Origin of the sequence: Micromonospora sp. NBRC 101691 (assembly GCF_030269285.1) — a bacterium.
Lineage (GTDB): Bacteria > Actinomycetota > Actinomycetes > Mycobacteriales > Micromonosporaceae > Micromonospora > Micromonospora echinospora.
Map to the genome: position 1 here is coordinate 418,091 of NZ_BSTB01000001.1, position 23,119 is coordinate 441,209.

The 23,119-nt window shown below is 75.5% G+C and carries 17 protein-coding genes and 1 pseudogene; 8 read left to right on the forward strand and 10 right to left on the reverse strand.

The features are described 5' to 3' along the window. Nucleotides 1-2,478, forward strand: coding sequence for a transglutaminase TgpA family protein (locus tag QSK20_RS01770; RefSeq protein ID WP_285786773.1), 2,478 nt, complete (start codon nt 1-3; stop codon nt 2,476-2,478). A 555-nt stretch (nt 2,479-3,033) separates the two neighbouring features. Here the strand turns inward: QSK20_RS01770 and QSK20_RS01775 are convergent. The 5 genes from QSK20_RS01775 to QSK20_RS01795 form a co-directional block, all read right to left on the reverse strand. Next, nucleotides 3,034-3,432 (reverse strand): SCO2097 family morphological protein, encoded by a 399-nt coding sequence (locus QSK20_RS01775; RefSeq protein WP_285786774.1) that lies wholly within the window; start codon nt 3,430-3,432, stop codon nt 3,034-3,036. Nucleotides 3,433-3,547: 115 nt separating this feature from the next. Then, on the reverse strand, nt 3,548-4,807 hold the full coding sequence (locus QSK20_RS01780) for a DNA polymerase IV (RefSeq protein WP_285786775.1): 1,260 nt from the start codon (nt 4,805-4,807) through the stop codon (nt 3,548-3,550). A gap of 29 nt (nt 4,808-4,836) precedes the next feature. Further along, nucleotides 4,837-6,012: an alkaline phosphatase family protein gene (locus tag QSK20_RS01785; protein WP_285786776.1), complete on the reverse strand. Its 1,176-nt coding sequence runs from the start codon at nt 6,010-6,012 to the stop codon at nt 4,837-4,839. Continuing rightward, a complete protein-coding gene (locus QSK20_RS01790; RefSeq protein ID WP_285786777.1) occupies nt 6,009-6,791 on the reverse strand; it encodes a methyltransferase domain-containing protein in 783 nt (260 codons plus the stop codon). The genes QSK20_RS01785 and QSK20_RS01790 overlap by 4 nt, the downstream gene beginning before the upstream one ends. A gap of 196 nt (nt 6,792-6,987) precedes the next feature. After that, entirely contained in the window at nt 6,988-7,167 is a 180-nt protein-coding gene (locus QSK20_RS01795; RefSeq protein ID WP_285786778.1) for a hypothetical protein, read from the reverse strand. 171 nt (nt 7,168-7,338) lie between these two features. On the opposite strand from QSK20_RS01795, the gene QSK20_RS01800 reads away from it, so the two are divergent. Further along, nucleotides 7,339-8,058: a sulfite exporter TauE/SafE family protein gene (locus QSK20_RS01800; RefSeq protein ID WP_285786779.1), complete on the forward strand. Its 720-nt coding sequence runs from the start codon at nt 7,339-7,341 to the stop codon at nt 8,056-8,058. An 834-nt stretch (nt 8,059-8,892) separates the two neighbouring features. On the opposite strand, the gene QSK20_RS01805 is transcribed toward QSK20_RS01800, so the two are convergent. The 4 genes from QSK20_RS01805 to QSK20_RS01820 all read right to left on the reverse strand — a co-directional run bounded on the left by QSK20_RS01805 (nt 8,893) and on the right by QSK20_RS01820 (nt 15,491). Continuing rightward, entirely contained in the window at nt 8,893-12,258 is a 3,366-nt protein-coding gene (locus QSK20_RS01805) for an error-prone DNA polymerase (protein ID WP_285786780.1), read from the reverse strand. 108 nt (nt 12,259-12,366) lie between these two features. After that, nucleotides 12,367-14,070 carry a DNA polymerase Y family protein gene (locus tag QSK20_RS01810; RefSeq protein WP_285787182.1) on the reverse strand — a complete coding sequence of 568 codons (1,704 nt, stop codon included), beginning with the start codon at nt 14,068-14,070 and terminating at the stop codon, nt 12,367-12,369. A 152-nt stretch (nt 14,071-14,222) separates the two neighbouring features. Beyond that, nucleotides 14,223-14,963 carry a DnaE2-dependent mutagenesis accessory factor ImuA' gene (gene imuA', locus QSK20_RS01815; protein ID WP_285786781.1) on the reverse strand — a complete coding sequence of 247 codons (741 nt, stop codon included), beginning with the start codon at nt 14,961-14,963 and terminating at the stop codon, nt 14,223-14,225. Between the two features lie 84 nt (nt 14,964-15,047). Beyond that, nucleotides 15,048-15,491 carry an SAV_6107 family HEPN domain-containing protein gene (locus QSK20_RS01820; RefSeq protein WP_285786782.1) on the reverse strand — a complete coding sequence of 148 codons (444 nt, stop codon included), beginning with the start codon at nt 15,489-15,491 and terminating at the stop codon, nt 15,048-15,050. Nucleotides 15,492-15,914: 423 nt separating this feature from the next. On the opposite strand from QSK20_RS01820, the gene QSK20_RS01825 reads away from it, so the two are divergent. The 6 genes and pseudogenes from QSK20_RS01825 to QSK20_RS01850 all read left to right on the forward strand — a co-directional run bounded on the left by QSK20_RS01825 (nt 15,915) and on the right by QSK20_RS01850 (nt 22,107). After that, complete coding sequence (locus QSK20_RS01825; RefSeq protein ID WP_285786783.1) at nt 15,915-16,931, forward strand: EamA family transporter; 1,017 nt, start codon at nt 15,915-15,917, stop codon at nt 16,929-16,931. Between the two features lie 199 nt (nt 16,932-17,130). Then, nucleotides 17,131-17,871: a monooxygenase gene (locus QSK20_RS01830; protein WP_285786784.1), complete on the forward strand. Its 741-nt coding sequence runs from the start codon at nt 17,131-17,133 to the stop codon at nt 17,869-17,871. Further along, nucleotides 17,868-18,428 (forward strand): annotated as a pseudogene (locus QSK20_RS01835) (GNAT family N-acetyltransferase); the annotation flags it as partial. The gene QSK20_RS01830 and the pseudogene QSK20_RS01835, both read left to right, overlap by 4 nt. Nucleotides 18,429-18,603: 175 nt before the next feature. After that, nucleotides 18,604-19,410: a carotenoid biosynthesis protein gene (locus QSK20_RS01840; protein ID WP_285787183.1), complete on the forward strand. Its 807-nt coding sequence runs from the start codon at nt 18,604-18,606 to the stop codon at nt 19,408-19,410. Next, on the forward strand, nt 19,407-20,588 hold the full coding sequence (locus QSK20_RS01845; RefSeq protein ID WP_285786785.1) for a glycosyltransferase family 2 protein: 1,182 nt from the start codon (nt 19,407-19,409) through the stop codon (nt 20,586-20,588). Before QSK20_RS01840 ends, QSK20_RS01845 begins: the two co-directional genes overlap by 4 nt. 13 nt (nt 20,589-20,601) lie before the next feature. Then, nucleotides 20,602-22,107, forward strand: coding sequence for a phytoene desaturase family protein (locus QSK20_RS01850; protein ID WP_285786786.1), 1,506 nt, complete (start codon nt 20,602-20,604; stop codon nt 22,105-22,107). 216 nt (nt 22,108-22,323) lie between these two features. Here QSK20_RS01850 and QSK20_RS01855 read toward each other — a convergent pair whose 3' ends face one another. Next, nucleotides 22,324-23,037, reverse strand: coding sequence for a CDP-alcohol phosphatidyltransferase family protein (locus QSK20_RS01855; protein WP_285786787.1), 714 nt, complete (start codon nt 23,035-23,037; stop codon nt 22,324-22,326). Between the last annotated feature and the right edge of the window lie 82 nt (nt 23,038-23,119).

Sequence of the window (23,119 nt, forward strand, 5' to 3'; positions counted from 1 at the left end):
GTGATCGCGAACCGTGGGCTCGGCCTGGTGGCGGCAGCCGCGACGCTGCTCGCCGCCGCGCCGCTGTCGGCGATCTTCCAACGCTGGACGTGGCTGGTGCAGGCGGCCATCGCGGTGGCGGTGGTCGCCGGGGCCGCCGCGCTGCTGCGGCTGGTCCGGGCGCCGCTGTGGGGTCAGGCGCTCGGCATGGTGGCCGGGCTGCTGATCGCGCTGACCTGGATGTTCCCCAGCGGCAGCGAGCTGGCCGCCGTGCTGCCCACGCCGGGCACCATCGCCCACTTCGGCGAGCTGGTCGGCGGCTCGGTGCAGGACATGCGCTCGTACGGCGTGAAGGTGCCCGACACCGACCCGCTGCTCTTCATCACCGTGCTCGGGGTGGGCGGGGTGGCCGTGGTGGTCGACCTGCTCGCCGTGGGCCTGCGCCGGCCCGCCCTGGCCGGTCTGCCGATGCTCGCCATCTACTCGGTGCCGGTCGCGGTCTACGTCGAGAGCGTCCCGCCGGTGCCGTTCGTGATCGGCGCGGCCGGCTACCTGTGGCTGCTGGTCAGCGACAACATCGACCGGGTACGCCGGTTCGGCCGGCGGTTCACCGGCGACGGCCGGGACGTCGACGTCTGGGAGTCCTCGCCGTTGGCCAGCGCCGGGCGTCGGCTGGCCGTGGTCGGGGTGGTGGTCGCGGTGCTCGCGCCGCTGGCGGTGCCCGGGATGACCGGCGGGCTGCTGGACAGCCTCCAGTCGGGCAACGGCGACGGCAACGGACGGGCCGGCGTCGGCGGCAGCCCCGGCCGGGTGGACCTGTTCGCCTCGCTCAGCGGCCAGCTCAACCAGTCCGAGGTGGCCGACCTGGTGAAGGTGACCACCACCGAGGAGAACCCGTTCTACCTGCGGTTCGGGGTCGCCGACGAGCTGCGCCCGAACGGCTTCCACGTGCGCAACCCGTCCGGGCGGCCGGTGACCCGCAACCTGCCCGACCCCACCGAGGGCGTGGCGCCCCAGGTCCGGCAGGAACGCCACCGGGCCACCGTCGAGGTCACCCGGGACCTGAACATGCCGCTGATGCCGGTCTACGCCGAACCGGTCCGCACCGACGGGCTCAACGGCAACTGGCAGTACGACCCGAACCTCCAGATCGTCTACTCCAACCGGGACAACTCACGCGGCAAGCGGTACGAGTTCGACTACGTCCGCTCCCTCTACACCCCCGAGCTGCTGCGCCGGGCCCCGTCGCTGCCCGCGGCGGACCCGATGGTGCAGCAGTTGACCGACACGCCGCCGGCTCCCGAGGTGGACGCGCTGGTCGAGGAGCTGGTCGACGGGCGCGAGACGGACTACGACCGGGTCCGGGCGATCTACGACCACTTCTCCGCCCGGAACGGGTTCCGCTACTCACTGAGCACCGAGGGGGGCACCAGCGGCCGGGACATCGTCGACTTCCTGAACAACAAGGCCGGCTTCTGCCAGCAGTACGCCGCCGCGATGGCCTGGCTGGTCCGGGCGGCCGGCATCCCGGCCCGGGTCGCGTTCGGGTTCACCAACGGCACCAGCAAGGACGGGAACACCTACGTCCTGACCAACCGGAACCTGCACGCCTGGACCGAGGTCTACTTCGGTGAGGCCGTCGGCTGGGTGCCGTTCGACGCCACCCCGGCGTACGGGGTGCCGGGCAACGCCCGCTCGGACTGGGCGCCGGACAACGACGCGCCCGACCCGGTCACCCCGTCGGCCGGTGCTCCGGCCGCCCCGGGCGAGACCGACCCGTCGGCCGGACCGGCCGGGCCGGACGAGGCCGACCGGAACATCGAGGAGGGGGTCGTCCCGACCACGGGTGCCCCGACGGAGCAGGCTCCGGTCTGGCCGTGGTGGCTGGCCGCCGCCCTGGCGGTGCTGGTGCTGCTGGCCGTGCCGGCGATGCGCCGGTCGGCGCTGCGCCGCCGACGCGGAGCCGCCCCGGCCGACCCGCCGGTCGCCACGGCGGTCGACGCGGCCGGTGGGCCGGCCGGCGGGACCGGTCCGCTGGTGGTGGTCGAGGCGGACGCCGACAGCGCCCGTGCCCGGGCACACGCCGCCTGGGACGAACTGCTCGACACGCTGGTGGACTACCGGGTCCGGGTGGACCGGACGGAGACCCCCCGGGCCACCGCCGACCGGCTGGTCCGGGATGCCCTCGCCCAGGACGAGCCGGCGGCCACCGCGGTCCGCCTCCTCGGACGGGCCGAGGAGCGGGCACGCTACGCGCGGGACCCGTTGGCCGGCGGCGAGCTGCACCCGGCGCTCGGGACGGTCCGCAACGCGCTCGGCGCACGGGCCGACCGGCGCACCCGGGTCGTCGCGGCGATCCTGCCGCCGTCGGTGCTGCTGCGCTGGCGTGCCGCCGTCACCGACGCGTCGTCCCGGCTGGTGGCGGCGACCGGTCGGACCCGGACCCGTCTGCTGCGGTGGAACCCCCGGCGGCTCCTGGCTGGCCGACCGGCCCGCTGACCCGGCTACGGCAACCGACGCCCGGTCGGCCCCCTGACGGGCCGACCGGGCGTTCGCGTCACGCCCCGCCCCGCGTCACCCTGTCCCCGTCGCCCCCGGTCGTCCCTCTCGTCCCCGGTCGTCCCCGGACACCCCGACATCCCGCATGTCGCCTCCTCCGCACGCCCGAACACCCCGACATCCCGCATGTCGCGGTGACGGATCAGGGGGCCGGCGCTGCGGGTGATGACGGGGTGGCGGGCGACGAGGGCGGTGCAGGTGACGGCGGTCAAGAGGGCCGCCAGGTGCGGAAGCCAGATCCGCGAGGTGCGGAAGCCAGATCCGCGAGGTGCGGAAGCAGGGCCGCAAGGCACAGGGCAGGGCCGCAAGGCGCAAGGAGGCAGGGCCGCAACAGGGGCCCTGCCATCAACCAAGAGCCCAGGGTCCCGGGGCCGCAACGGGCGGGCGCAGCCATCGACGAAGCGCCCAGGGCCCCGGCAGGACGCCGCCGGACTCTGGGCACGGTGATGCGACGCGGGGCGGGACGGCGCTGGCCCCACCCCCGTCAGCCGTTGGTCAGCGGTGCCCCTCCGGGCGCTGCCGCCACCGGTCCTCCAGCCGGTCGAGGAGCGACGACCGGCGGCCGGCGCGGGCCGTCCGGGGACGCCGCCGGCTGGTGGTGCCGCCGACCACGTGCAGGTCGGGCGACTGTGCCCGGCGGTGCGACTGCACCGCGAACGCCGCTGACGCCAGCATCACGACGAAACCCGCCACCGCGAGCGGCGGGGTCTTGATCACCGCGCCGTAGACCACGAGGGCCAGGCCAGCGATGATCACGCCGGCAGCGACGAGCAGGCGACGCCGCGTGTGGAAACGCGGGTCGCTGGCGCGCACGGCCGAGGCGAATTTGGGGTCCTCGGCAAGCGACCGCTCGATCTGCTCGAACAGCCGCTGCTCGTGCTCCGAGAGCGGCACGGCACTCCTCCCCGGTCACGTTGGTCGGCCCGTTCGGACCGACAGACCGTGGCAGCCAACCGGCTGCTTACCCGCAAGTCTACGAGGGCCCTCGCGCGTCGGAAAGCGGGACGACCTATGGGTGGGGCGGATTTTCCCGCCGACGCCGATCACGGGTCTCCAGAAGACTGGCCGGACCTATGACGGACCGCCCGAAACGGGCAGCCGCGGCGTCCGCCGCCGCTTCCGCCTCACGCCATCCGTGTTCGGGAGCACCCAACGCGAGCTGTTGCGGGGTGGCCTCGGCGGCACTGAGCCCCTCGATCCGTACGCCCACCAGCCGGACGAGCTGCCCCGGGTCGAGAGCGGTGAACAACGCCCAGACCGTGTCGAAGATCTCCCGGGTGACGTCCGTCGGCGCGCCCAGGGTGCGGGACCGGCTCACCAGGGAGAAATCGGCCAGCCGGACCTTGAGGGACACCGTCCGCCCCACCTGACCGGCCCGGCGCAGCCGGACGCCCGCCTTCTCGGCGAGGGCGAGCAGGGCCCGGCGGATCTGCCGGGGGTCGTCGACGTCGGTGTCGAAGGTGGTCTCCGCGCCGATCGACTTCTCCACCTGCTCGGGGCTGACCCGGCGCGGGTCCCGCCCGTGCGCCAGCTCGCGCAGGTGCGCCGCGGCGGCCTCCCCCACCGCCCGGCGCAGCATGCCCGGCGGCGCCTCGGCCAGGTCGCCGATCGTGGCCAGGCCGAGCCGACGCAGGGTCGCGGCGGAGCGCTCGCCGACGCCCCACAGCGCGTCCACCGGCAGCGGGTGGAGGAACTCCAGCACCCGGGCGGCCGGGACGACGAGCATCCCGTCCGGCTTGGCCCGGGTGGAACCCAACTTGGCCACGAACTTCGTCGGTGCCACCCCGACCGAGCAGGTGAGCTCCTGCTCCTGCTCCACCCGGGCGCGGATCAGCCGGGCGATCTCGGCGGGGCGACCGAAGAGGCGTCGCGCGCCGGCCACGTCGAGGAACGCCTCGTCCAGGGAGAGCGGCTCGACCAGCGGGGTGACGTCCCGGAAGACCTGCATCACCGCCCGGGAGGCCGCCGAGTAGGCCGGGAAGTCCGGCGGAAGGAAGACCGCGTTCGGGCAGAGGGACCGGGCCCGCGCGGTGGGCATGGCGCTGCGGACGCCGTACCGCCGGGCGGGGTAGCTGGCGGAGCTGACCACCCCGCGCGGGCCGACGCCGCCGACCACCACCGGCCGACCGCGCAGCTCGGGACGGCGGCGGACCTCCACCGAGGCGAAGAAGGCGTCCATGTCGACGTGCAGGATCGGGCAGCCGGCGTCGTCGGCGTCCGGGCCGAAACGCGGATCACCGCCGCGCGGCAACGACTGGCTACGCCCCATCCCCGCAGGCTAGCCGGCGGGTACGACGTTCAGCCGCGGACCACCAGCAGGGGGATGGTCATCTCGGTGGCGGTGTCCGAACCGTGGTAGCCGACCAGCCGTGACTCCATCGGGTGCTCCGAGCGGGTGGCCACGACCACCCAGGTGTCCCGGCAGACCACCACCACGTCACCGATCCGCTGGAGGTGGGACTCCGGCACCGGCCCGAACCAGCCGGTCGCCACCGCCTCGTCGCGGGTCAGCACCCGGGCGGCGTCACCGAGCACCGCCGACCAGGTGTCCACCACGTCGGGGACCGCGCCGGGCGCCACGTGCAGGTAACGGACCCTCGGCTCGCCGGCCACCACCCGCACCCCGGCCAGCAGCCGGGAATCGGCGTCCAGGTCGACACGGTGCTCCTCGGGGACGTTCAGCTGCCCGTGGTCGGCGGTGACCAGCAGCGCGGCGTCACCGGGCAGACCGTCGACCAGGCGGGCCAGCAGCCGGTCGACCTCGGCGGCGGCGATCCGCCAGGGCGGCGAGTCCACCCCGTGCAGGTGGCCCTGCCGGTCCAGGTCGGGGTGGTAGCCGGAGACCAGGGTGGGCCCGTCCCCGGCGGTGAGCGCGGCCAGCATCTCGGTGGCGAGCTCGTCCGCGCCGGCCGCGCCCCGGTAGTCGCCGCCCCGGTTCGCGGCCACGGTCAGGCCGCTGTCGTCGTACTCGGGGCGGCTGACCACGGTCACCGCCACCCCGGCCGCGCGGGCCCGTTCGAGCTGCGTGGGGACCGGCTGCCAGTGCCGCGGCTCCGGCTCCCGGCCCCACTCGATGTGACTGAGCAGCCGGTCGGTCTCCGGCAGCCGGACCCGGAAGCCGAGCACCCCGTGCGCGCCGGGCGCCGCCCCGGTGCCCAGACTCACCAGGCTGACCGGGGTGGTCGACGGGAAACCGGCGGTGAGCCGCCGGCCGAGCAGGGCATGGAGCCCGAACAGGGTCGGGGCGTACGGGCGCGCGGTGGGGATCTGGTACCAGCCGAGACCGTCGACGAGCAGCACGGCCACCCGGCGGATCCCGTCGAGGTCGGCGGTGAGGCCCAGCGGGTCGGGGCTGCCGGGCACGCCGAGCACGGCCAACGCGCTGGGCAGCACGTCGGCGAGGCTGCCCGAACCGTACCGGGGGGCGACCGGGTCCAGCGGTCCGGTCCCGCCCGGACTCGACGCTCCGGTCATGCCGGGGGCCGGACGGGTCGGCCGGACGGGCCCGCCGGCCGACGGGCGAAAAGGTGCAGCTGGGCGGCGAGATCACGGTAGGGCGGCTGCGCCGCCAGGGCCCGTTCCAGCTCCAGCAGGGCGGCCGGCTGTCCGTCCGCGACCGCCGCCGGGAGCAGGTCGGCGAGGACGCGTACCCCGTGGATCTCCTCGACGGCGAGCCCGGCGGCGCGCAGCAGCGCGGCGGCCGTGTCGGCGTCGTAGCGTCGGCGCAGGGTGTCCCGTGGGCCGGTGCTGCCACCGGGGTCGGCGGCGAGGGTCGCCGCAGCGGTCAGGTGGCCGTTCATCGCCCGGCCGAGCACCGCGGCGGCCCGCCCGGCGACCAGCACGCTCGCCGCGCCGCCCGGACGCAACGCGGTCGCCAGCGACGCCACCACCGGCGTCGGGTCGTCCACCACCTCCAGGACGGCGTGGCAGAGCACCAGGTCGACGCTGGCCGGCTCGACCAGGCCGGCGAGCGCGTCGCCGTCACCCTGCACCGCGTGCACCCGGTCGCCGACCCCGGCGTCGGCGGCCCGCCGGGTCAGCGCGGCGAGCGCGTCCGGGCTGGCGTCGACCACGGTCACCCGGTGCCCGGCGTGGGCCAGCGGCACGGCGAACCCGCCGGTGCCGCCGCCGACGTCGAGCACGGTCAACTGCTCGTCGCCGCGACGGTCCAGTTCGGCTCGGAGCACCGACCAGATGACGGCGGTACGGGGGGTCAGCGGCGGCCCGGTGAACCGGCCTCGTGTCTGCTCCACCCGGTCGAGCCTAGTGCTGCCGGACGGTGCACGCAGGAACCCCCTCCGCCGCCGCCGCGGTGTGTGCAGAGCCGCCGTCCGCCGCCGCTGCGATGTGTGCAGAGCCGCCCTCCGCCGCCGCTGCGATGTGTGCAGGGGTCCCCTGTTCGACAAAAAACGTGAACAGGGGACCCCTGCTACCACCCCGGCGGGTGGGTCAGCAGGACTCCGTCGCCCCGATCTCGTCGTCGACGACCTGCGCCCGCCGGTCGTTGGCGACCGGGCCGGCGGTGACCGGGTACTCGCGCGGTTCGGCGTGGTGGCTGGGCACCCAGCCCGCGCCGAGGCGGGTCCGGCGGGTGTTCGCCACGGCCTGTGCCGACTGGCGAATCATCATTGATCCCCCTGTGGTAGACGAAGGTTGCTGAACCAGCATGATCACAAAGAACGCTGGGGATGTTCTCCACCGGGTAGGCCCCGAAACGTCCGCCAGGTGTGTTCTTCGCCGCTGAGCTGCTCTCCAGCAACGCTCGTTGCTCGCCGTATGTCGATGCGTCACGCTCTGCGGGTGCTTCTGCTGATCGCCGCCTTCGGCATCGTGCTCCTCGGCGCCTTCGCCCAGTCGGTGAGCGGCTTCGGGTTCGCCCTGGTGGCCGTACCCCTGCTGGCCACGGTCATCGACCCGCGTACCGCGGTGGTGGTGACCGCGCTGACCAACATCTGGCTGACCGTGGTCGCCGCCGCGCGGGACCACCGGCACGTGCGGTGGCGGATGACCGGCGTGGTGACCGCCACCGCCCTGATCGGTGTGCCGATCGGTCTGCTGGTCCTGGTGACCTTTCCGGAGCGGCTGCTCAGCGCGCTGATCGCGGTCGTGGTGCTCGGAAGCGTCGTCCTGGTCTGGTCGGGCGCACGGCTGCGCACCGGGGCGGTCGGCATCGGCGCGGTCGGCGTCCTGGTCGGGGTGCTCACCGCCGCCACCGGCACGAACGGGCCACCGCTGGTCGCCGCCTTCCACTCCCTCGGCTACGACCCGCGCACCTTCCGGGCCACCCTCGCGGCGGTCTTCTCCGGCGCCGGGCTGATCGCGCTGGCCGGGTTCGCCCTGGCCGGCCGGATCGACGCCGAGGTGCTCCGGCTGAGCCTGGCGGCGCTGCCCGCCGTGCCGCTCGGCTGGTGGCTGGGGAACCTGGTGTTCGACCGGATCGCCCCGGCGGTGTTCCGCCGGATCGTGCTGGTCGGCCTGCTGGGCAGCGCGGGCGCGGCCCTCGCCGCCGTCGCCGCCTGAACCGAGGCCCTCGGCGTGACGCCACCCGGAACGGACCGTCCTCAGGAGTTGGCAGCTGGTCAGTTCTTCGGATCCGGATGTCGGCTGGCCGACCTGCCACTGCCGCAGGTTGTGCCGCCGCCCGGTCCGGATCCCACGCCCCGCCACCAGCGGGCGTCCGAGGCTTAGTGGCTACCTGAGCTGTAATCCGCTCGGCGTGTCGTACAGCTGAGCTGCCACGACTGCGTGCGGGAGGCACTAGCCAGAGTTCGCCCCGAAGGTCACCGACGAGGGCCGGTGGCGGCGACACTGATCAAGCGCGGGTGGTCACCCCCGGTGCGCGGCGGGGTTGGGGAGGTTCCATCAGTCTCCGCAGCCCCGCCGGTTGCACGAAGAACGACCTCCGGGCCACCGCGTCGCCCCTGGCGTCGAGCTGGTACCCGTCTCCACCCGTCGAACGCCGGCCGGTCGAGCACACGGATGAGGCGAAACATGCTCGGCTCGTGGAACTGCTTTAGGGTAGGTCAGCCCGTGCCTACCGTCATGCGTACGGGTGAGCCGGAGGTCCCTGGGCCCCTCGTCGGTCCGGGCGAGATCATGGACATGCTCGGCGTGGCTCGGTCGCGGTTCAGGCAGGTCATCATGCAGCCGCACTTCCCGCACCCGTTCCAGACCTTGCAGGCCGGCTCGATCTGGTTACGGTCCGACGTTGAGGCGTACATCCGGGATCACCGCCGTCCGCGGCCGGCGGCGGACGAGGACACTCCGGGCTGACCGACGCCCACGAGCGAGGCGTCCTGCCGCTGCCCGTTGCCGTGCCCCTGCTGACACCCCCTCCCCCGGAGGGACGCCGGGTCAGCGGAAGTCGCGGGAGGCGGGGGTGACCGGGGCGTCGATCGGGTCGAGGCGGTCGGCGGTGAGGCTGGTGACCCCCTCGTGCCGGTGCAGGATACCCCGGACCACCAGGGCGTTGCTCGTCTTCGCCACCCGCCGGTAGCGCTGCCACAGCCCCGGTGAGCAGCTCACGTTGAGCATGCCGGTCTCGTCCTCCAGGTTGAGGAAGGTCACCCCGCCGGCCGTGGCGGGGCGCTGCCGGTGGGTGACGATGCCGCCGACCCGGATCCGCCGACCGGGCTCCACCTGACCGAGCCGGGCAACCGGCACCGCGCCGAGCGCGTCCAGCCGGTCCCGGAGGAAGCGGGCCGGGTGGCTCTCCGGGGAGAGCCCGGTCGCCCACACGTCGGCGACGAGGCGGTCCACCGCGTCCATGCCGGGCAGGGTGGGCGCGGTCACGCCGGTCACCGTGCCGGGCAGCCGGTCGGGCCGCTCCTGGGCCGCCGCGCCGGCCGCCCAGAGCGCCTCCCGCCGGCTCAGCCCGAAACCGGCGAAGGCGTCCGCGGTGGCCAGGGCCTCCAGGTGCGCGGCGGTGAGACCGACCCGCCGGGCCAGATCCGGCATGTCCCGGTACGGCCCGTGCGCCGCCCGGTCCGCCTCGATCCGCTCGGCCACCCCGTCGCCGAGGGTACGCACACCCGACAGGCCCAGCCGGACCGCCGGACCGCCCAGCCCCCAGGCGTGCGGCGGCTCCCCCGGTCCGCTCCCCCACCGGGTCTGCGGGGTGGACTCCAGGGTGGCCTTCGCCCCGCTGGCGTTGACGTCCGGGCGGCGCACCTCGACGCCGTGCCGGCGGGCGTCCTCGACCAGGGTCTGCGGCGAGTAGAAGCCCATCGGCTGGGCGTTGAGCAGGGCGGCCAGGAACGGGCCCGGGTGGTAGCGCTTGAGCCAGGAGCTGGCGTACACCAGGTAGGCGAAGCTCATCGCGTGGCTCTCCGGGAAGCCGTAGCTGGCGAAGGCGGAGAGCTTGCGGTAGACGTCGTCGGCCAGTTCGCCGGTGATGCCGCGTTCGGCCATGCCGGCGTAGAGCCGCTCGGCGATCCGGGCCATCCGTTCCGCCGAGCGTTTCGCCCCCATCGCCCGGCGCAGCTGGTCGGCCCCGGCCGCGTCGAAGCCGGCCAGGTCGATGGCGAGCTGCATCAGCTGCTCCTGGAACAGCGGCACGCCGAGGGTCTTCTCCAGCGCGTTGCGCATCAGCGGGTGCGGGTAGGTCACCGGCTCCTGGCCGTTCTTGCGCCGGATGTACGGGTGCACCGAGCCGCCCTGGATCGGGCCGGGACGGATCAGTGCCACCTCGACCACCAGGTCGTAGAAGCAGGTGGGTTTCAGCCTCGGCAGGGTGGCCATCTGGGCGCGGCTCTCCACCTGGAACACCCCGACCGAGTCGGCCCGGCAGAGCATGTCGTAGACCTCGGGGTCGTCCAGCGACATGTCGCCCAGGTCCAGGCTCATGCCGATCATGTCGTACCCGTAGTGCAGGGCGGAGAGCATGCCGAGGCCGAGCAGGTCGAACTTGACCAGGCCGACGGCGGCGCAGTCGTCCTTGTCCCACTGGAGGACGCTGCGGCCGGGCATCCGCCCCCACTCCACCGGGCAGACCTCGATCACCGGACGGTCGCAGATCACCATGCCGCCGGAGTGGATGCCGAGGTGCCGGGGGAAGGTCTGGAGTTCGTTGGCGTACGTCACCACCTGCTCGGGGATGCCCTCGACGTCGACGGCGGCGACCGACCCCCAGCGGTCGATCTGCTTGCTCCAGGCGTCCTGCTGGCCGGGGGAGAAACCGAACGCCTTCGCCACGTCCCGCACCGCCGACCGGGGCCGGTACGAGATGACGTTGGCGACCTGGGCGGTGTGCTCCCGGCCGTACCGGGCGTAGACGTGCTGGATGACCTCCTCCCGGCGGTCGGACTCGATGTCCACGTCGATGTCGGGCGGGCCGTCGCGTTCCGGGGCGAGGAAGCGTTCGAAGAGCAGCCGGTGCCGGACGGCGTCCACGTTGGTGATCCGCAGCGCGTAGCAGACCGCCGAGTTGGCCGCCGAGCCCCGCCCCTGGCAGTAGATGTCCTGCTCCCGGCAGAACGCGACGATGTCGTAGACCACCAGGAAGTACCCGGGGAAGCCGAGCTTCTCGATCATGCCCAGTTCGTGGTCGAGCTGCGCGTACGCCTCGGGGTGTGCCGCGCGTGGCCCGTAGCGTTCCCGCGCGCCCTGCTCGGTGAGGTGGCGCAGCCAGCTCATCTCGGTGTGCCCGGCCGGCACCGGGTACGCCGGCAGCTGCGGCGCGACGAGCTGGAGGTCGAAGGCGAGTTCCCGGCCGAACTCGGCGGCCCGCGCCACCGCCCCCGGGTAGGCGGCGAACCGGGCGGCCATCTCGGCCCCGCTGCGCAGGTGCGCGGTGCCGGCGGCGGGCAGCCAGCCGTCGATCTCGTCGAGGCTGCGCCGTGCCCGTACGGCGGCGAGCGCGGTGGCCAGCCGACGCCGCCCCGGCGTCGCGTAGTGCACGTTGTTGGTGGCGACCGTGGGCAGGCCGGCGACGGCGGCCAGGTCGGCGAGGGCGTCGTTACGGTCGGCGTCGACCGGGTGCCCGTGGTCGGTCAGCTCCACCGCGACCGTGTCCGCGCCGAACAGGGCGGTCAGCCGGTCCAGCTCCCGGGCGGCGGCGTCGACGCCGGAGGTGAGCAGGGCCGCCGGCACGTGCCCCTTGCGGCATCCGGTGAGCACCAGGACGTGGTCACGCAGCCCCTCGGCGACCTCCTCCAGCGTGCCGTAGACCGGGCGGCCCTTCTCGCCGCCGCGCAGCTGGGCCCGGGAGATGGTGGCGGCGAGTCGGGCGTACCCCTCGGGGCCGTGCGCGAGCAGCAGCAGGTGACGGCCGAGCGGGTCCGGTTCGCCGTTCTGCGGGCCGGGCAGGTCGAGGGAGAGTTCCGCGCCGACGACGGTGGGCAGCCGCAGGGCGCGGGCCGCCTCGGCGAAGCGGACCACCCCGTAGAAGCCGTCGTGGTCGGTGACCGCGAGCGCGGTGAGCCCGAGCCGGGCGGCCTCCTCGGCCAGCTCCTCCGGGTGGCTGGCCCCGTCGAGGAAGCTGAAGTTGGTGTGCGCGTGCAGTTCCGCGTAGGGCACCTCGCCGTCGGGGCGGGGCATTTCGGGCGCCTCGTAGTGCGGGCGCTTCCGGGTCCAGGCGGGGGCGTCCCCGCCGTCGCCGTCGACGGCGAGGGGATCCACCACGTGCAGGTGCCGTTCCCCAGGGCGGCCGTCACCGCCGGGCCGCCCGGAGAGCACCCGCTCCAGCTCCGACCAGGGCAGCTTCGGATTGTGGAAACTCACCGTGCCCCGTTCCCCGTCGGAAGGTGCGGGCGGCACCGCTCGCCGCCACCGATCGTGGTGGGTTCCGGCCCCTCCCGGGGCACCAACCTGCCACGATCCACTCCCCGCTCAGTCATAGATCGCCTCCACCAGCCACTGGCCGGCCTCGACCGCCAGCAGGAGTGCGGCACCGTCGGCGAGGAGGAGCTGGAAACGGGCCGCGCGCCGTGCCTCGGTCGGGGCCCACCACCGTTCGTCGACCGGCCACGGCCCGGCCCAGCCGACAATCTCCACCGGCGGGGCGGAGCCGACGGCCACCCGGGCGGGCGCGGCGGTGAGCTGGAGCCGGGCGCTGACCCCGACCGGCCCACCGGTGGCGTCGTGCACGGTCGCGGCGAGCGGGGCGGGCAGCACCACGGCCGGCGCGGGCGGCGGCAGTCGCCCCGGCCACGGCGGCAGCTCGGGACGCGTCGGGGTCGCCCCTCCCGGACGCGCCCGGCGGCCCTTGGACCGGCCACCCGAACCCGACCGCCGCCCCGCCATACCGGCAGGAACGGAATCCGGCGCACCGGCCGGTCCGGAGCCCGTCGACCCGTCGGAGCCCGTCGGCCGGTCGGCGGCCGGCCAGCCCGGTTCACCGGGACGCGCGGGGAGCCGCTCGTCGCCCCACGGCACCAGACGGACCTGGTCGGCCGGGGAGCGTCCGCCACCGAGCACCGCGGTCACCACCGACTCCGGGCCGAGCAGACCCTGCACCCGGCTCAGCGACCGGTGCGCCCGCTCGCGTTCCTCCCCGGTGGCGCCCCACAGGCCGGGCTGCAACCCGACCTGGGCGAGCACCCCGTCCGGGACCAGCCGGAGCCGGATGATCCCGGCGGTCGGACGGCTCGGACGACCGGGGCCGCCGGAGAGCCACCCGTCGAGTTGCCAGCGGAGCCGGTCGGCGATGGCCGTGGCGGTGAGCAGGCCGTCGTGCCGCCAGACCCGGTGCAGTTCCTGGCCGTGCGCGGTGACCGCCTCGACCCCGAGCCGGGTACAGGCCAGGCCGTGCGCGGCCAGCCGGTCGTGCAGCCGCTCGGCCAGCGCCCGGGCGGCGAACGCGGCGGCGTCCACCCGGTCGAGCGGCTCGTCGTAGTCGGCGCTGACGGTCAGCTCGGCCGGGGGCACCCGGACGGCGAGCGGGCGGTGGTCCCGCCCGGCGGCGAGGCGGTGGGCCAGCGCCGCGTCGAAGCCGAAGCGGGCCAGCACGTCCCCGGCGGGCAGCGCCGCGAAGTCGCCCAGCGTCCGGATGCCGAGCCGGCGCAGCAGGTCGGCCAGGGCCGGACGGCCGAGCGCCTCGACCGGCAGCACGGCCAGGAACCCCGGCGTGCCGCCGGGCGGCACGACCTGCCCGGTACGGGCGGCCAGCCCGGCGGCGAACACCCCGTCGGCGATGCCGACCTGGCTCTCCACCGCACACGTCTGGGCGACGTGTTCGATGATCCGCTCGGCCGCCGCCTCCTCGCCGCCGAAATACCGGGTGGGTCCCCGGGCGGCCACCGCGCAGGCCCCGGGCCGGACCACCTCCACCCCGGCGACCAGGTCCTCCATGGCGGCGACCACCGGCTCGAACGCGCGGACGTCCCGGGCCGGGTCGTAGTCGACCACGGTCAGCCCGGGGCAGCGGCCCTGTGCCTCCCGTTTACGCAGACCGCGCCGGATCCCGTCGGCGCGGGCGCGTTCCGAGCAGGCGACCACCCGGTTGGCGTGCAGGACGACGACCGGCCCGGTGGCGGGCACCCCCTCGACGATCTCGGCGGCGACCACCGGCCAGTCCGGGCACCAGAGCAGCAGGGTCCGGGTGGCGCGGGACGGGTCGGTGGCCGGCTGGCCGACCGCGCGGGACGGATCAGCGGCCGTCGACTGGCCGACGGCGCGGGACGGACCGGCCGCCGGCTGGTCGACGGCTCCGGCCGCCGCTCGGGCGGGGTGCCGGGACGCCGGGGTCACGCCGACCCGACCAGGGTCAACGGGCCCCGCCGGGGCACCGTGGCGGGCGCGGCCGGACGGGAGGTGGCGGACCGGGGCACGATCCGGGTGCGGCCGTCGCCGGGCAACCAGACGGTGATCTCCTTCGGCCGGGCCGCCGCGCCCCGGCCTCGCGCCGAGACGGTCACCTCCCGCCGGCGGAGCCGGCCCCGCCCCGGCCCGATCCCCTCCCAGACGCCCCGGACCACCTGCAACGTGACGTCGGCCCCCGCCCATCGGCCGTACGGGACGAGGACGCTGCCGCGCTGCCGCGCCCGGGCGGCCAGTCGACCGGCGACCGAGGCGGAGACCGTGGCGGGGACCGCGGTGACCACGACGTCGACCCCGTCGATCAGGGCGGCGACGACGGTGGCCCACTCCGGACCGGGGTACGGCACCAGGGCCAGCCGGTCCAGGGCGATGCCCGCCTCGGCCGCCGCCACCGCGCCGAAGGTCGGCACCCCGACCACCGCGCACCACGAGCCGGCCCGGGACGCCTCGGCGAGCAGCGCCAGCATCAGGGACGTCCCGCCGCTGCGCCGGGGCTGGCCGGTGGCGACCGAGACCGTGCTGCCCCGGCGCAGGCCCCGGTTGGGCAGCAGCCCGGTGAGTTCAGGCAGGACCGGCAGCACCCGCTGGGCGTCCGCCGGGTCGGGCGCGCTGGCCGGTCGGACCAGCCCGGCCAGCGCGGCGGAGCCGAGCACCATCCGGCCCGCCATGGACAAGCCCCCCGTCGTGTCGTACTGGATCAGTGGTGTGTGGCCGGCCGACCGGGTCGGATGGCGGACCGGGTCGGGGCCGGGTCAGGCGGCGAGGCCGTCCAGGGCCGGCTGGTGGCTCAGGCCGAGCGCCGTCTCCACCACCAGGACGAACTGTTCGGCGGCACGGAGCAGGTCGTCGGCCTCGCGGGCGGTCACCACCCGGGGGATGCCGGCCTCGGCGGCGGCCCGCTTGCCGGCGCCGGCGGCGAAGAAGGTGGCCCACTCGCCCAACTCCGGGGCGACCCCGGCGAGCAGGACCCAGACGCTGGTGATCCGGTTACGTCGGGCGGGGGCGGGACGGGCCCGGGCGGCCAGCAGGGCCGCCGCCGCACGCAGCGCGGCCAGGTGGGCGGCGGCGTAACGCAGGCCGTCGGGGCGGGTCTGCGCGGCCTCGGCCAGCCCACCCCGGGCCACGGCGAGAAGCTGGGTCGGGGTGCGGTGCGGCAGCACGTGCGTGGGCACCGTGGGTGCCGGATGGGACGGCATGACTGTCTCCTCCGCGTCGCCGAGACGGCCGCGCCACCGGCGGAGGCGGATCCGTCCGGCGGCGGGGCCCGGTTCTGGGATGGTGCGGAGGAAGACGCATCCGGTGCGGCCGGCCGGGTGTGGACGCTTCCCCACACCACACCCGGCCGGCTTGACCGGCGGGTTCGCCGTCCGCCGCCCGGGGGTCGTGGGCGGCGGACGGCGATCCTGCCTTGACGGGACCGGGCGCGCGACTGCCCGGTGCCCGGTGCGGTCCGCGTCACCGCACCATCCCGGGAGCAGCGCCGCGAAACACCCCTCCCGGGCAGTGGGAACCGGTGCCCGACTCAATCGAACACCCGTTCTAACCACTGCTGACAGTACACCCTGCCGCCGGGGAAAACGCAACGTGTGACACGACCCGGACTCGGTAACCTCCCAGTCGTGATCAGCCCCCGCCCCGCCCTGGGTGTCGTGATGGTGCTCGCCTCGGGCATCCTCTTCGCCGTCAACGGCACCGTCTCCAAGCTGGTGCTCCGCACCGGCATCGACGCGCCCCAACTCACCCTGCTCCGCGCGGCCGGCGCGTTCACCGTCCTGCTGGCGCTGAGCGTGCTGGTCCGTCCCGGCGTCCGGCGGCTACGGGTCACCGCCCGGCAGGTCCCGCTGCTGGTCGGGTACGGGCTGACCGGCTTCTTCCTGGTGCCGATGCTCTACTTCGTCGCCATCTCCCGGCTGCCGGTCGGCATCGGGCTGCTCTTCGAGTACTCCGCCCCGCTGCTGGTCGCCCTCTGGGCCCGGTTCGGCCAGCGGCACCCGGTCCGGCCCCGGCTCTGGTCCGGCCTGGCCCTGAGCCTGGTCGGGCTGGCCTGCGTCGCCGAGGTCTGGGGCGGGTTCAGCCTGGACGGGCTCGGGGTGCTGGCCGGTCTCGGGGCCGCGTTCTTCCTCGCCATCTACTACGTGCTCGGCGCACGCGGAGTCGAGGGACGGGACACCGTCTCGCTCTGCACCTGGGCGTTCGGCGCGGCCGCCGTGGCCGGCCTGCTCACCCGGGCGGTCACCGGTGTCGGCGACTGGACGCCACTGGCCGGCACCAGCCGGGGCGTACCGGTCGTGCTGCTGCTCGGATACGTGGTGGTGCTCGGTTCGGTGGTGCCGTACCTGCTGGTCGCCGGGGCGATGCGGCACCTACCGGCGACCAGCGTCGGGATCATCGGCATGGTCGAGCCGGTGATCGCCTCGGCGGTCGCCTGGGTGACCCTCGGCGCGACCGAGGCGCTCAACGCCGCCCAGCTCGGCGGGGGCCTGCTGGTGCTGGTCGGGGTCGCGCTGGCCGAGACGGCCCGGGTCGCCCCGGGTGGCCCGCCCCCAGCGGCGGAGACCGACCAGCCCGGTCCACCGGACGTGGTCGCCGTGGTCACCACCGGTCCGGTCGGTTCCGGACCGGGGAACCGCGCCTGACCCGCTCCGGACTCCCCGGAGCGGCCGGGCCACCCCGGAGCGGGCACGCCACCCCGGAGCGGGCACGCCACCCCGGAGCGGACCGGCCCGTCCCGGCCTGGCGTGGCCGATGCGACGGGCGGCGGCCTACCGGGGAGAATATCGGCATGCAGTCACACCCCAGCGTGCGGATCACCGCCGGCGTCCCGGCCGGGGTGGCGTGAGCCGGCCGGATCCCGTCCCCGAACTGGTCACCCTGCACGTCTGGCGGGTGGGTCGGACCGACCTGCCCCGGGTGCTGCCCCGGATGGCGTCCGGCCCGCGCCGGCTGCGCGCCACCGAGGGGGTGCGCTTCGCCAAGCTGCTCGGCACCGGAACGGGCACCGGGTTCGGCCCCGGCGACGTCGACCCGACCCGCTGGGCCGCGCTGACCGTCTGGGCGTCGGCGGAGGCGGCGACCCGGTTCGACGACTCCCCGGTCGGCCGGTCCTGGGCCCGGCTGGCCCGCGCGGCCGTCCGACTCGACCTACGGCCGGTGACCAGCCGGGGCGCGTGGTCCGGCCGGCAGCCGTTCGGCGAGCCGGCCGGCGGTCCGGTGACCGGACCGGTGCTGGCGCTGACCCGCGCCCGACTGCGCCCCCGGCGGGCCGCCACCTTCTGGCGGGCGGTCCCCCCGGTGGCCGCCGCGCTGCGCCACGCCCCCGGCCTGCTCGCCCGGTTCGGCGTCGGGGAGGCGCCGCTGGGCTGGCAGGGCACGGTCAGCGTGTGGCGGGACCCGGCGAGCCTGGTCGAGTTCGCGTACCGTCACCCGCAGCACCGGGCCGCGATCACCCGCACCCCCACCGAGGGCTGGTACGCGGAGGAACTGTTCGCCCGGTTCGAGGTGCGTGCCGTGGTGGGTGACCGGGCGGTGCTGGGCTGGACCGGTGACGACGACACGGAGACGGTGGAGGGCGCATGAGGTTGGTGCGGTGGACCCCGGACGATCTCGTCCGGCGGCTGGACGACGTGGTCGCCGTCTACGGCGAGGCGATGGGGTACCGCCCGGACCTGCTGGAGTCCCGGCGCGGCTACATCGCCACCCACGTCCGCCGGCCGGGCTTCCGCGCGGTGGCCAGCCTCACCTCCGAGGGCCACCTGGCCGGCTTCGGGTACGGCTACCTCGGCACCCCCGGGCAGTGGTGGCACGACCAGGTCAGCCGGGCGCTCGACCCGACCCGGCGCGAGATCTGGCTGAGCCACTGCTTCGAGGTCGTCGAGTTGCACGTCCGGCCCCCGGCGCAGGGGCACGGCCTCGGCGCGGGGCAGCTGCGGGCACTGCTCGCCATGGCCGAGGGGAGCAGCACGCTGCTGTCCACCCCGGAGGCCGACGAGGAACGCTCCCGCGCCTGGCGGCTCTACCGTCGGTTCGGCTTCGTCGACGTCCTGCGGAACTTCCACTTCCCCGGCGACGAACGCGCGTTCGGCGTGCTCGGCCGCCCCCTCCCCCTTCCACCGCCGGCCCCCTCCGGTCCGGCGGCATCCGCCGGCCCGGCCGTCTCCGGCCCGCCCCCGGTGACCGGCCCCGTCCGTCATGACCGGTGACCGGCCCCCACCCGTCGTGACCGGCCGCTCCGCACCCGTCGCGCCCGACGGCCGGCCCGCCGCCGCGCTCCGGCCGGGACGGGGCGACGGGGCCACCCGGCCGCCCCGACTGACCTGGGTGCTGCTCGGCGTCCTCGTCCTCGCCCAGATCGGCTACCCGCTCACCAGCGGGAGCACCCGGGCGGCGCTGACCGTGGCCACGGTCGTCCTCGGCTACCTCCTCTCGGTCGGCCACGCGCTGCTCACCCGGGGTCCCCGGACGGCGGCGGCACTGGTCGCGGTCGCCACCGGCGGCGGGTTCGCCATCGAGGCGCTCGGCGTGGCCACCGGCTTCCCGTTCGGCAGCTACGACTACTCCGGCGAACTCGGGCCGAAGCTCGCCGGGGTTCCCCTGATCATCCCGTTGGCCTGGACCTGGATGGCCTGGCCGGCGTGGCTCGCCGCGACGCGCCTCGTCCGGCCCGGCGTACGGCGGATCGCGCTGGCCGCCGTCGGCCTGGCCGCCTGGGACCTCTTCCTCGACCCGCAGATGGTCGCCGAGGGGTACTGGCGCTGGCGGGACGCCACCCCGGCCCTGCCCGGCCTGCCCGGTATCCCGGTCAGCAACTACCTCGGCTGGCTTCTGTTCGGGGTGCTGATGATGACGCTGCTGCGGCCGCTGGCCGGAGCGTCGGCCGACCGGACCGGCCCGGCGGACCACCCGATGTACGCGCTGTACCTGTGGACGTACTTCTCCAGCGTGCTGGCCCACGCGGTCTTCCTCGGCCTGCCCGCCTCGGCGCTGTGGGGCGCCGTCGGCATGGCGGTGGCGGCGGTGCCGCTGGCGGTCACGCTCGCCCGCGGCCACCGACGGCAGCGGCCACCGACCGGCCGGCAGGACGGGTCCGACCAGCGGCGGGTGGACGCCACCACATGACCGTCCCGGTCGTCGCCGTGCTGGTCCTGCTGGTCGTGCTCGCCGCGTTGACCGGGCACACCCTGGTCAACGCCACCCGCTGGCTGCGTCGCCCCGCCGACCGGCCGGTCGTCGTCGGCGAGCCGGTGGCGGTGCTGCTGCCGCTGCGCGACGAGGCCGACCGGGTCACCCCGTGCCTGCGGGCGCTGCTCGCCCAGCGGGGCGTGCCGGGACTGCGGATCGTGGTGCTCGACGACGGCTCGACCGACGGCACCGCCGAGGTGGTGCGCGCCGTGGTCGAGGACGACCGGCGGCGCCGCGCCGGGGACCACCCGGTGGACGGCGACGACCGGCGGGTCACCGTGCTGACCGGGGTCGCGCCGCCGCCGGGCTGGCTGGGCAAGCCGCACGCCTGCCACCAGCTCGCGCAGCACGCCGACCCGGCGGCCAGCGCGCTGGTCTTCGTCGACGCCGACGTCGTGCTCGCCCCGGACGCGGTGGCGGCGGCCGTCACCGAACTGCGCGCCGCGCGGGCGACGCTGCTGTCGCCGTACCCGAGGATCCTGGTGGCGACGGCGGGCGACCGGCTGGTCCAGCCGCTGTTGCAGTGGCTGTGGCTGACCTTCCTGCCGCTGCGCGCGATGGAACGCTCGCCCCGGCCGTCGCTGGCCGCGGCGGGCGGGCAGTTCCTGGTGGTGGACCGGGCCGGCTACACCGCCGCCGGCGGGCACGCGGCCGTGCGGGACCGGGTGCTGGAGGACATCGAGCTGGCCCGCGCGGTCAAGCGGTCCGGCGGCCGGATCGCCCTCGCCGACGGCTCCCGGCTGGCCGACTGCCGGATGTACGACACCTGGCCGCAACTGCGCGACGGCTACACCAAGTCACTCTGGGCCTCGTTCGGCCACCCGGGCGCGGCGGCCGTCGTGGTGGCCATGCTCGGTCTGCTGTACGTGGCGCCGCCGCTGCTGGTCGCCACTACGCTGCTGGTCGGCGCGCCGACGGTCGCCGCGCTGGCCGGAGCCGGCTACCTGCTCGGCGTCGCCGGACGGGTGGTCAGCGCCCGGGCGACCGGGGGCCGGTGGTGGCCCGACGCGCTCGCCCACCCCGTGTCGGTCGTGGTCCTCGGTTGGCTGACCGTCCGGTCGTACCATCTGCGGAAGCGACGCCGTCTCTCCTGGCGGGGTCGTCCGGTCGGCTAGGAGGGCGCGACACATGGCTCGGGTTGTGGTCGTCGGTGCCGGGATGGGTGGGCTGGCCGCCGCCGCCCGGCTGGCCGCCGCGGGGCACGAGGTGACCGTCTTCGAGCGCGCCGACACGGTCGGCGGGAAGCTCGGCCGGTACACGCACGACACGCCCGCCGGGTCGTTCCACTTCGACACCGGTCCGAGCCTGCTCACCCTCCCCGAGGTCTTCACCGAACTGTTCGAGGCGACCGGGGCGAAGCTCGACGAGTACCTGGACCTCGTCCCGCTGGACCCGATCGTGCGGCACGTCTTCCCCGACGGCGGGCCCGGCACGGCGGCCGGCGGCACCATCCTGGACTCCTGCGCCGACCCGGTGGAGTTCACCGAGCGGATCGGCGCGACGTTCGGGGACCGGGCGGCGGCCGACTGGCGGGGACTGTGGCGGCGCGCCGGCCGGGTCTGGGAGGCGTCCTGGCGGGACATCCTGCGCCGGCCGATCGACTCCCCACGGGACCTGGCGACGCTGGCCTGGCGGCTGGGCGACCTGGCCGCGATCGCACCCGGTCGTACCCTGCGCGGACTGGGTCGCCGCCACCTGCGCGACCCCCGGCTGCGGATGCTGCTCGACCGGTACGCCACCTACACCGGCGCGGACCCGCGCCGCGCCCCGGCCGCGCTCGTCGCCGTCCCCTACGCCGAACTGGCCTTCGGTGGCTGGTACCTGCGCGGCGGCCTGGGCACGCTCGCCGACGCGCTGCTGTCACGCTGCCTGGACCTCGGCGTGGTCGTGCAGACCGGCGTCACGGTCACCCGGATCGACGCGGCCGGTGGCCGGGTCCACGGGGTACGCCTGCACGGCGCGGCCACACCGGTCCCCGCCGACGTGGTGGTGGCCAACGTCGACGCGCTGACCCTCTACCGCGACCTGCTGCCCAGCCCCGGCCGGCTGGCCGGGCTCGCCGACCGCAGCCTGGCCGGGTTCGTGCTGCTGCTCGGGGTACGCGGGCCGACCGGCCTCGCGCACCACAACGTGTTCTTCCCCCGCGACTACGACGCCGAGTTCGACGCGGTCTTCGGCGACCCGGGGCGGGGTCGGCGCGCCCGGCCGGCGGTCGACCCGACGATCTTCGTCACCGTGGCCGACGACGCGATGGTCCGCCCGGCCGACCACGAGGCGTGGTTCGTGCTGGTCAACGCGGCCCGGCACGGCACCGCCACGTCGGCCGTCGACTGGCGTCGACCGGGACTCGCCGAGGCGTACGCGGACCGGATCCTGGACGTGCTCGCCGAGCGGGGCGTCGACGTACGGGACCGGCTGCTGTTCCGCGAGATCCGCACCCCGGCCGACCTGGACAGCGCCACCGGGGCGCCGGGTGGCGCGATCTACGGCACGGCCGGCGGACTGCTCCGGCCGGCCAACCGCGCCCCGGCGCACGGCGTGCACCTGGTCGGCGGCTCCACCCATCCGGGCGGCGGCCTGCCCATGGTGACCCTCTCCGCCCGCATCGTCGCCGACCGGATCGGCCCCGCCTGAGGTGGCGGCGCTCCGCTGGTAGCGCTTCGCTGCTGCGCCGCGTGGAGTCGGCGATCCTGCGCTTTGCCGGTAGCAGGGCTTTGCTGGTAGCAGGGGCCCCCTGTTACCGCTTTTTGATGAGGAAGGGCCCCCTGCAACCACCGCTGGAGACCGACCACCGACGGAACCCGACCACCGCTGGAACGCAACCGCCTCCCCTCCGGCGGGCGGGCGACCTCAGCGGGTCCGGGCCGGCGTGGGGGTGTCGGCGGCGAGCAGGGCGCGGCGGACGGCGGAGAGCAACTGCCCCAGCCCGAAACCGGCGAGCAGCACCCAGACGGCGGTGGCCAGGGTGATCGTGCCGGCGGCCAGCTCCGGCCGGACCAGTCCGGCCAGCCCGGCCACCAGCAACCCGACCAACGCGACGCTGACCCGGGTCGGCCGCTCCCCCACCGTCACCGCGCCGATCTCGCGCATGCCAGCGGCGACGGCGCGGGCGCGCACGTACTCGTGCAGCCAGGAGAGCGCGCCACCGGCCACCACCAGCGCACCCGGCGCTCCCACCAGCCAGAACGCCAGCAGCCAGGCGATCTCACCGAGCCGGTCGGCCAGCGAGTCGTAGACGTAGCCGAGTCGGGTGCTCCGGCCGGTCACCACCGCCACCGCGCCGTCCACGCTGTCGGCCACCGCGGCGAGCAGGACGAAGAGCGCGGCGAGGAACGGGCCGTCGGAGGGGCGTACGGCGAGCAGCGGCACACAGAAGCAGAGCAGCACCCCGGCGGCGGTGACCGCCGTCGGGGTGACCCGCAGCCGGCCCAGCAGGTAGCCGACGTGGTACGCGAAACGCAGCCAGCCGCGGACCACCGGGGCGGCTGCCCGGGGATCGAAGCCCCCGTGCAGCCGGGCCCAGGCGGTCGCGTAGTCGTCCCATCTCAGCGGAGTGCCCACCACGGATCAACCGTAGGAGGGCCCGTCGGGTGTCGCGGCGGCGGGACCCGGTCGTGAGCCGGGCCAGGACAACCGGGGTCGGGCC

Bases quoted from the DNA above. Each gene is read 5' to 3' on its own strand.
- QSK20_RS01785 (WP_285786776.1), bottom strand. From the start codon at position 6,012: ATGACCGGAGCGTCGAGTCCGGGCGGGACCGGACCGCTGGACCCGGTC.
- QSK20_RS01820 (WP_285786782.1), bottom strand. From the start codon at position 15,491: ATGCCGTCCCATCCGGCACCCACGGTGCCCACGCACGTGCTGCCGCAC.
- imuA' (WP_285786781.1), bottom strand. From the start codon at position 14,963: ATGGCGGGCCGGATGGTGCTCGGCTCCGCCGCGCTGGCCGGGCTGGTC.
- QSK20_RS01845 (WP_285786785.1), top strand. From the start codon at position 19,407: ATGACCGTCCCGGTCGTCGCCGTGCTGGTCCTGCTGGTCGTGCTCGCC.
- QSK20_RS01850 (WP_285786786.1), top strand. From the start codon at position 20,602: ATGGCTCGGGTTGTGGTCGTCGGTGCCGGGATGGGTGGGCTGGCCGCC.
- QSK20_RS01795 (WP_285786778.1), bottom strand. From the start codon at position 7,167: ATGATGATTCGCCAGTCGGCACAGGCCGTGGCGAACACCCGCCGGACC.
- QSK20_RS01780 (WP_285786775.1), bottom strand. From the start codon at position 4,807: ATGGGGCGTAGCCAGTCGTTGCCGCGCGGCGGTGATCCGCGTTTCGGC.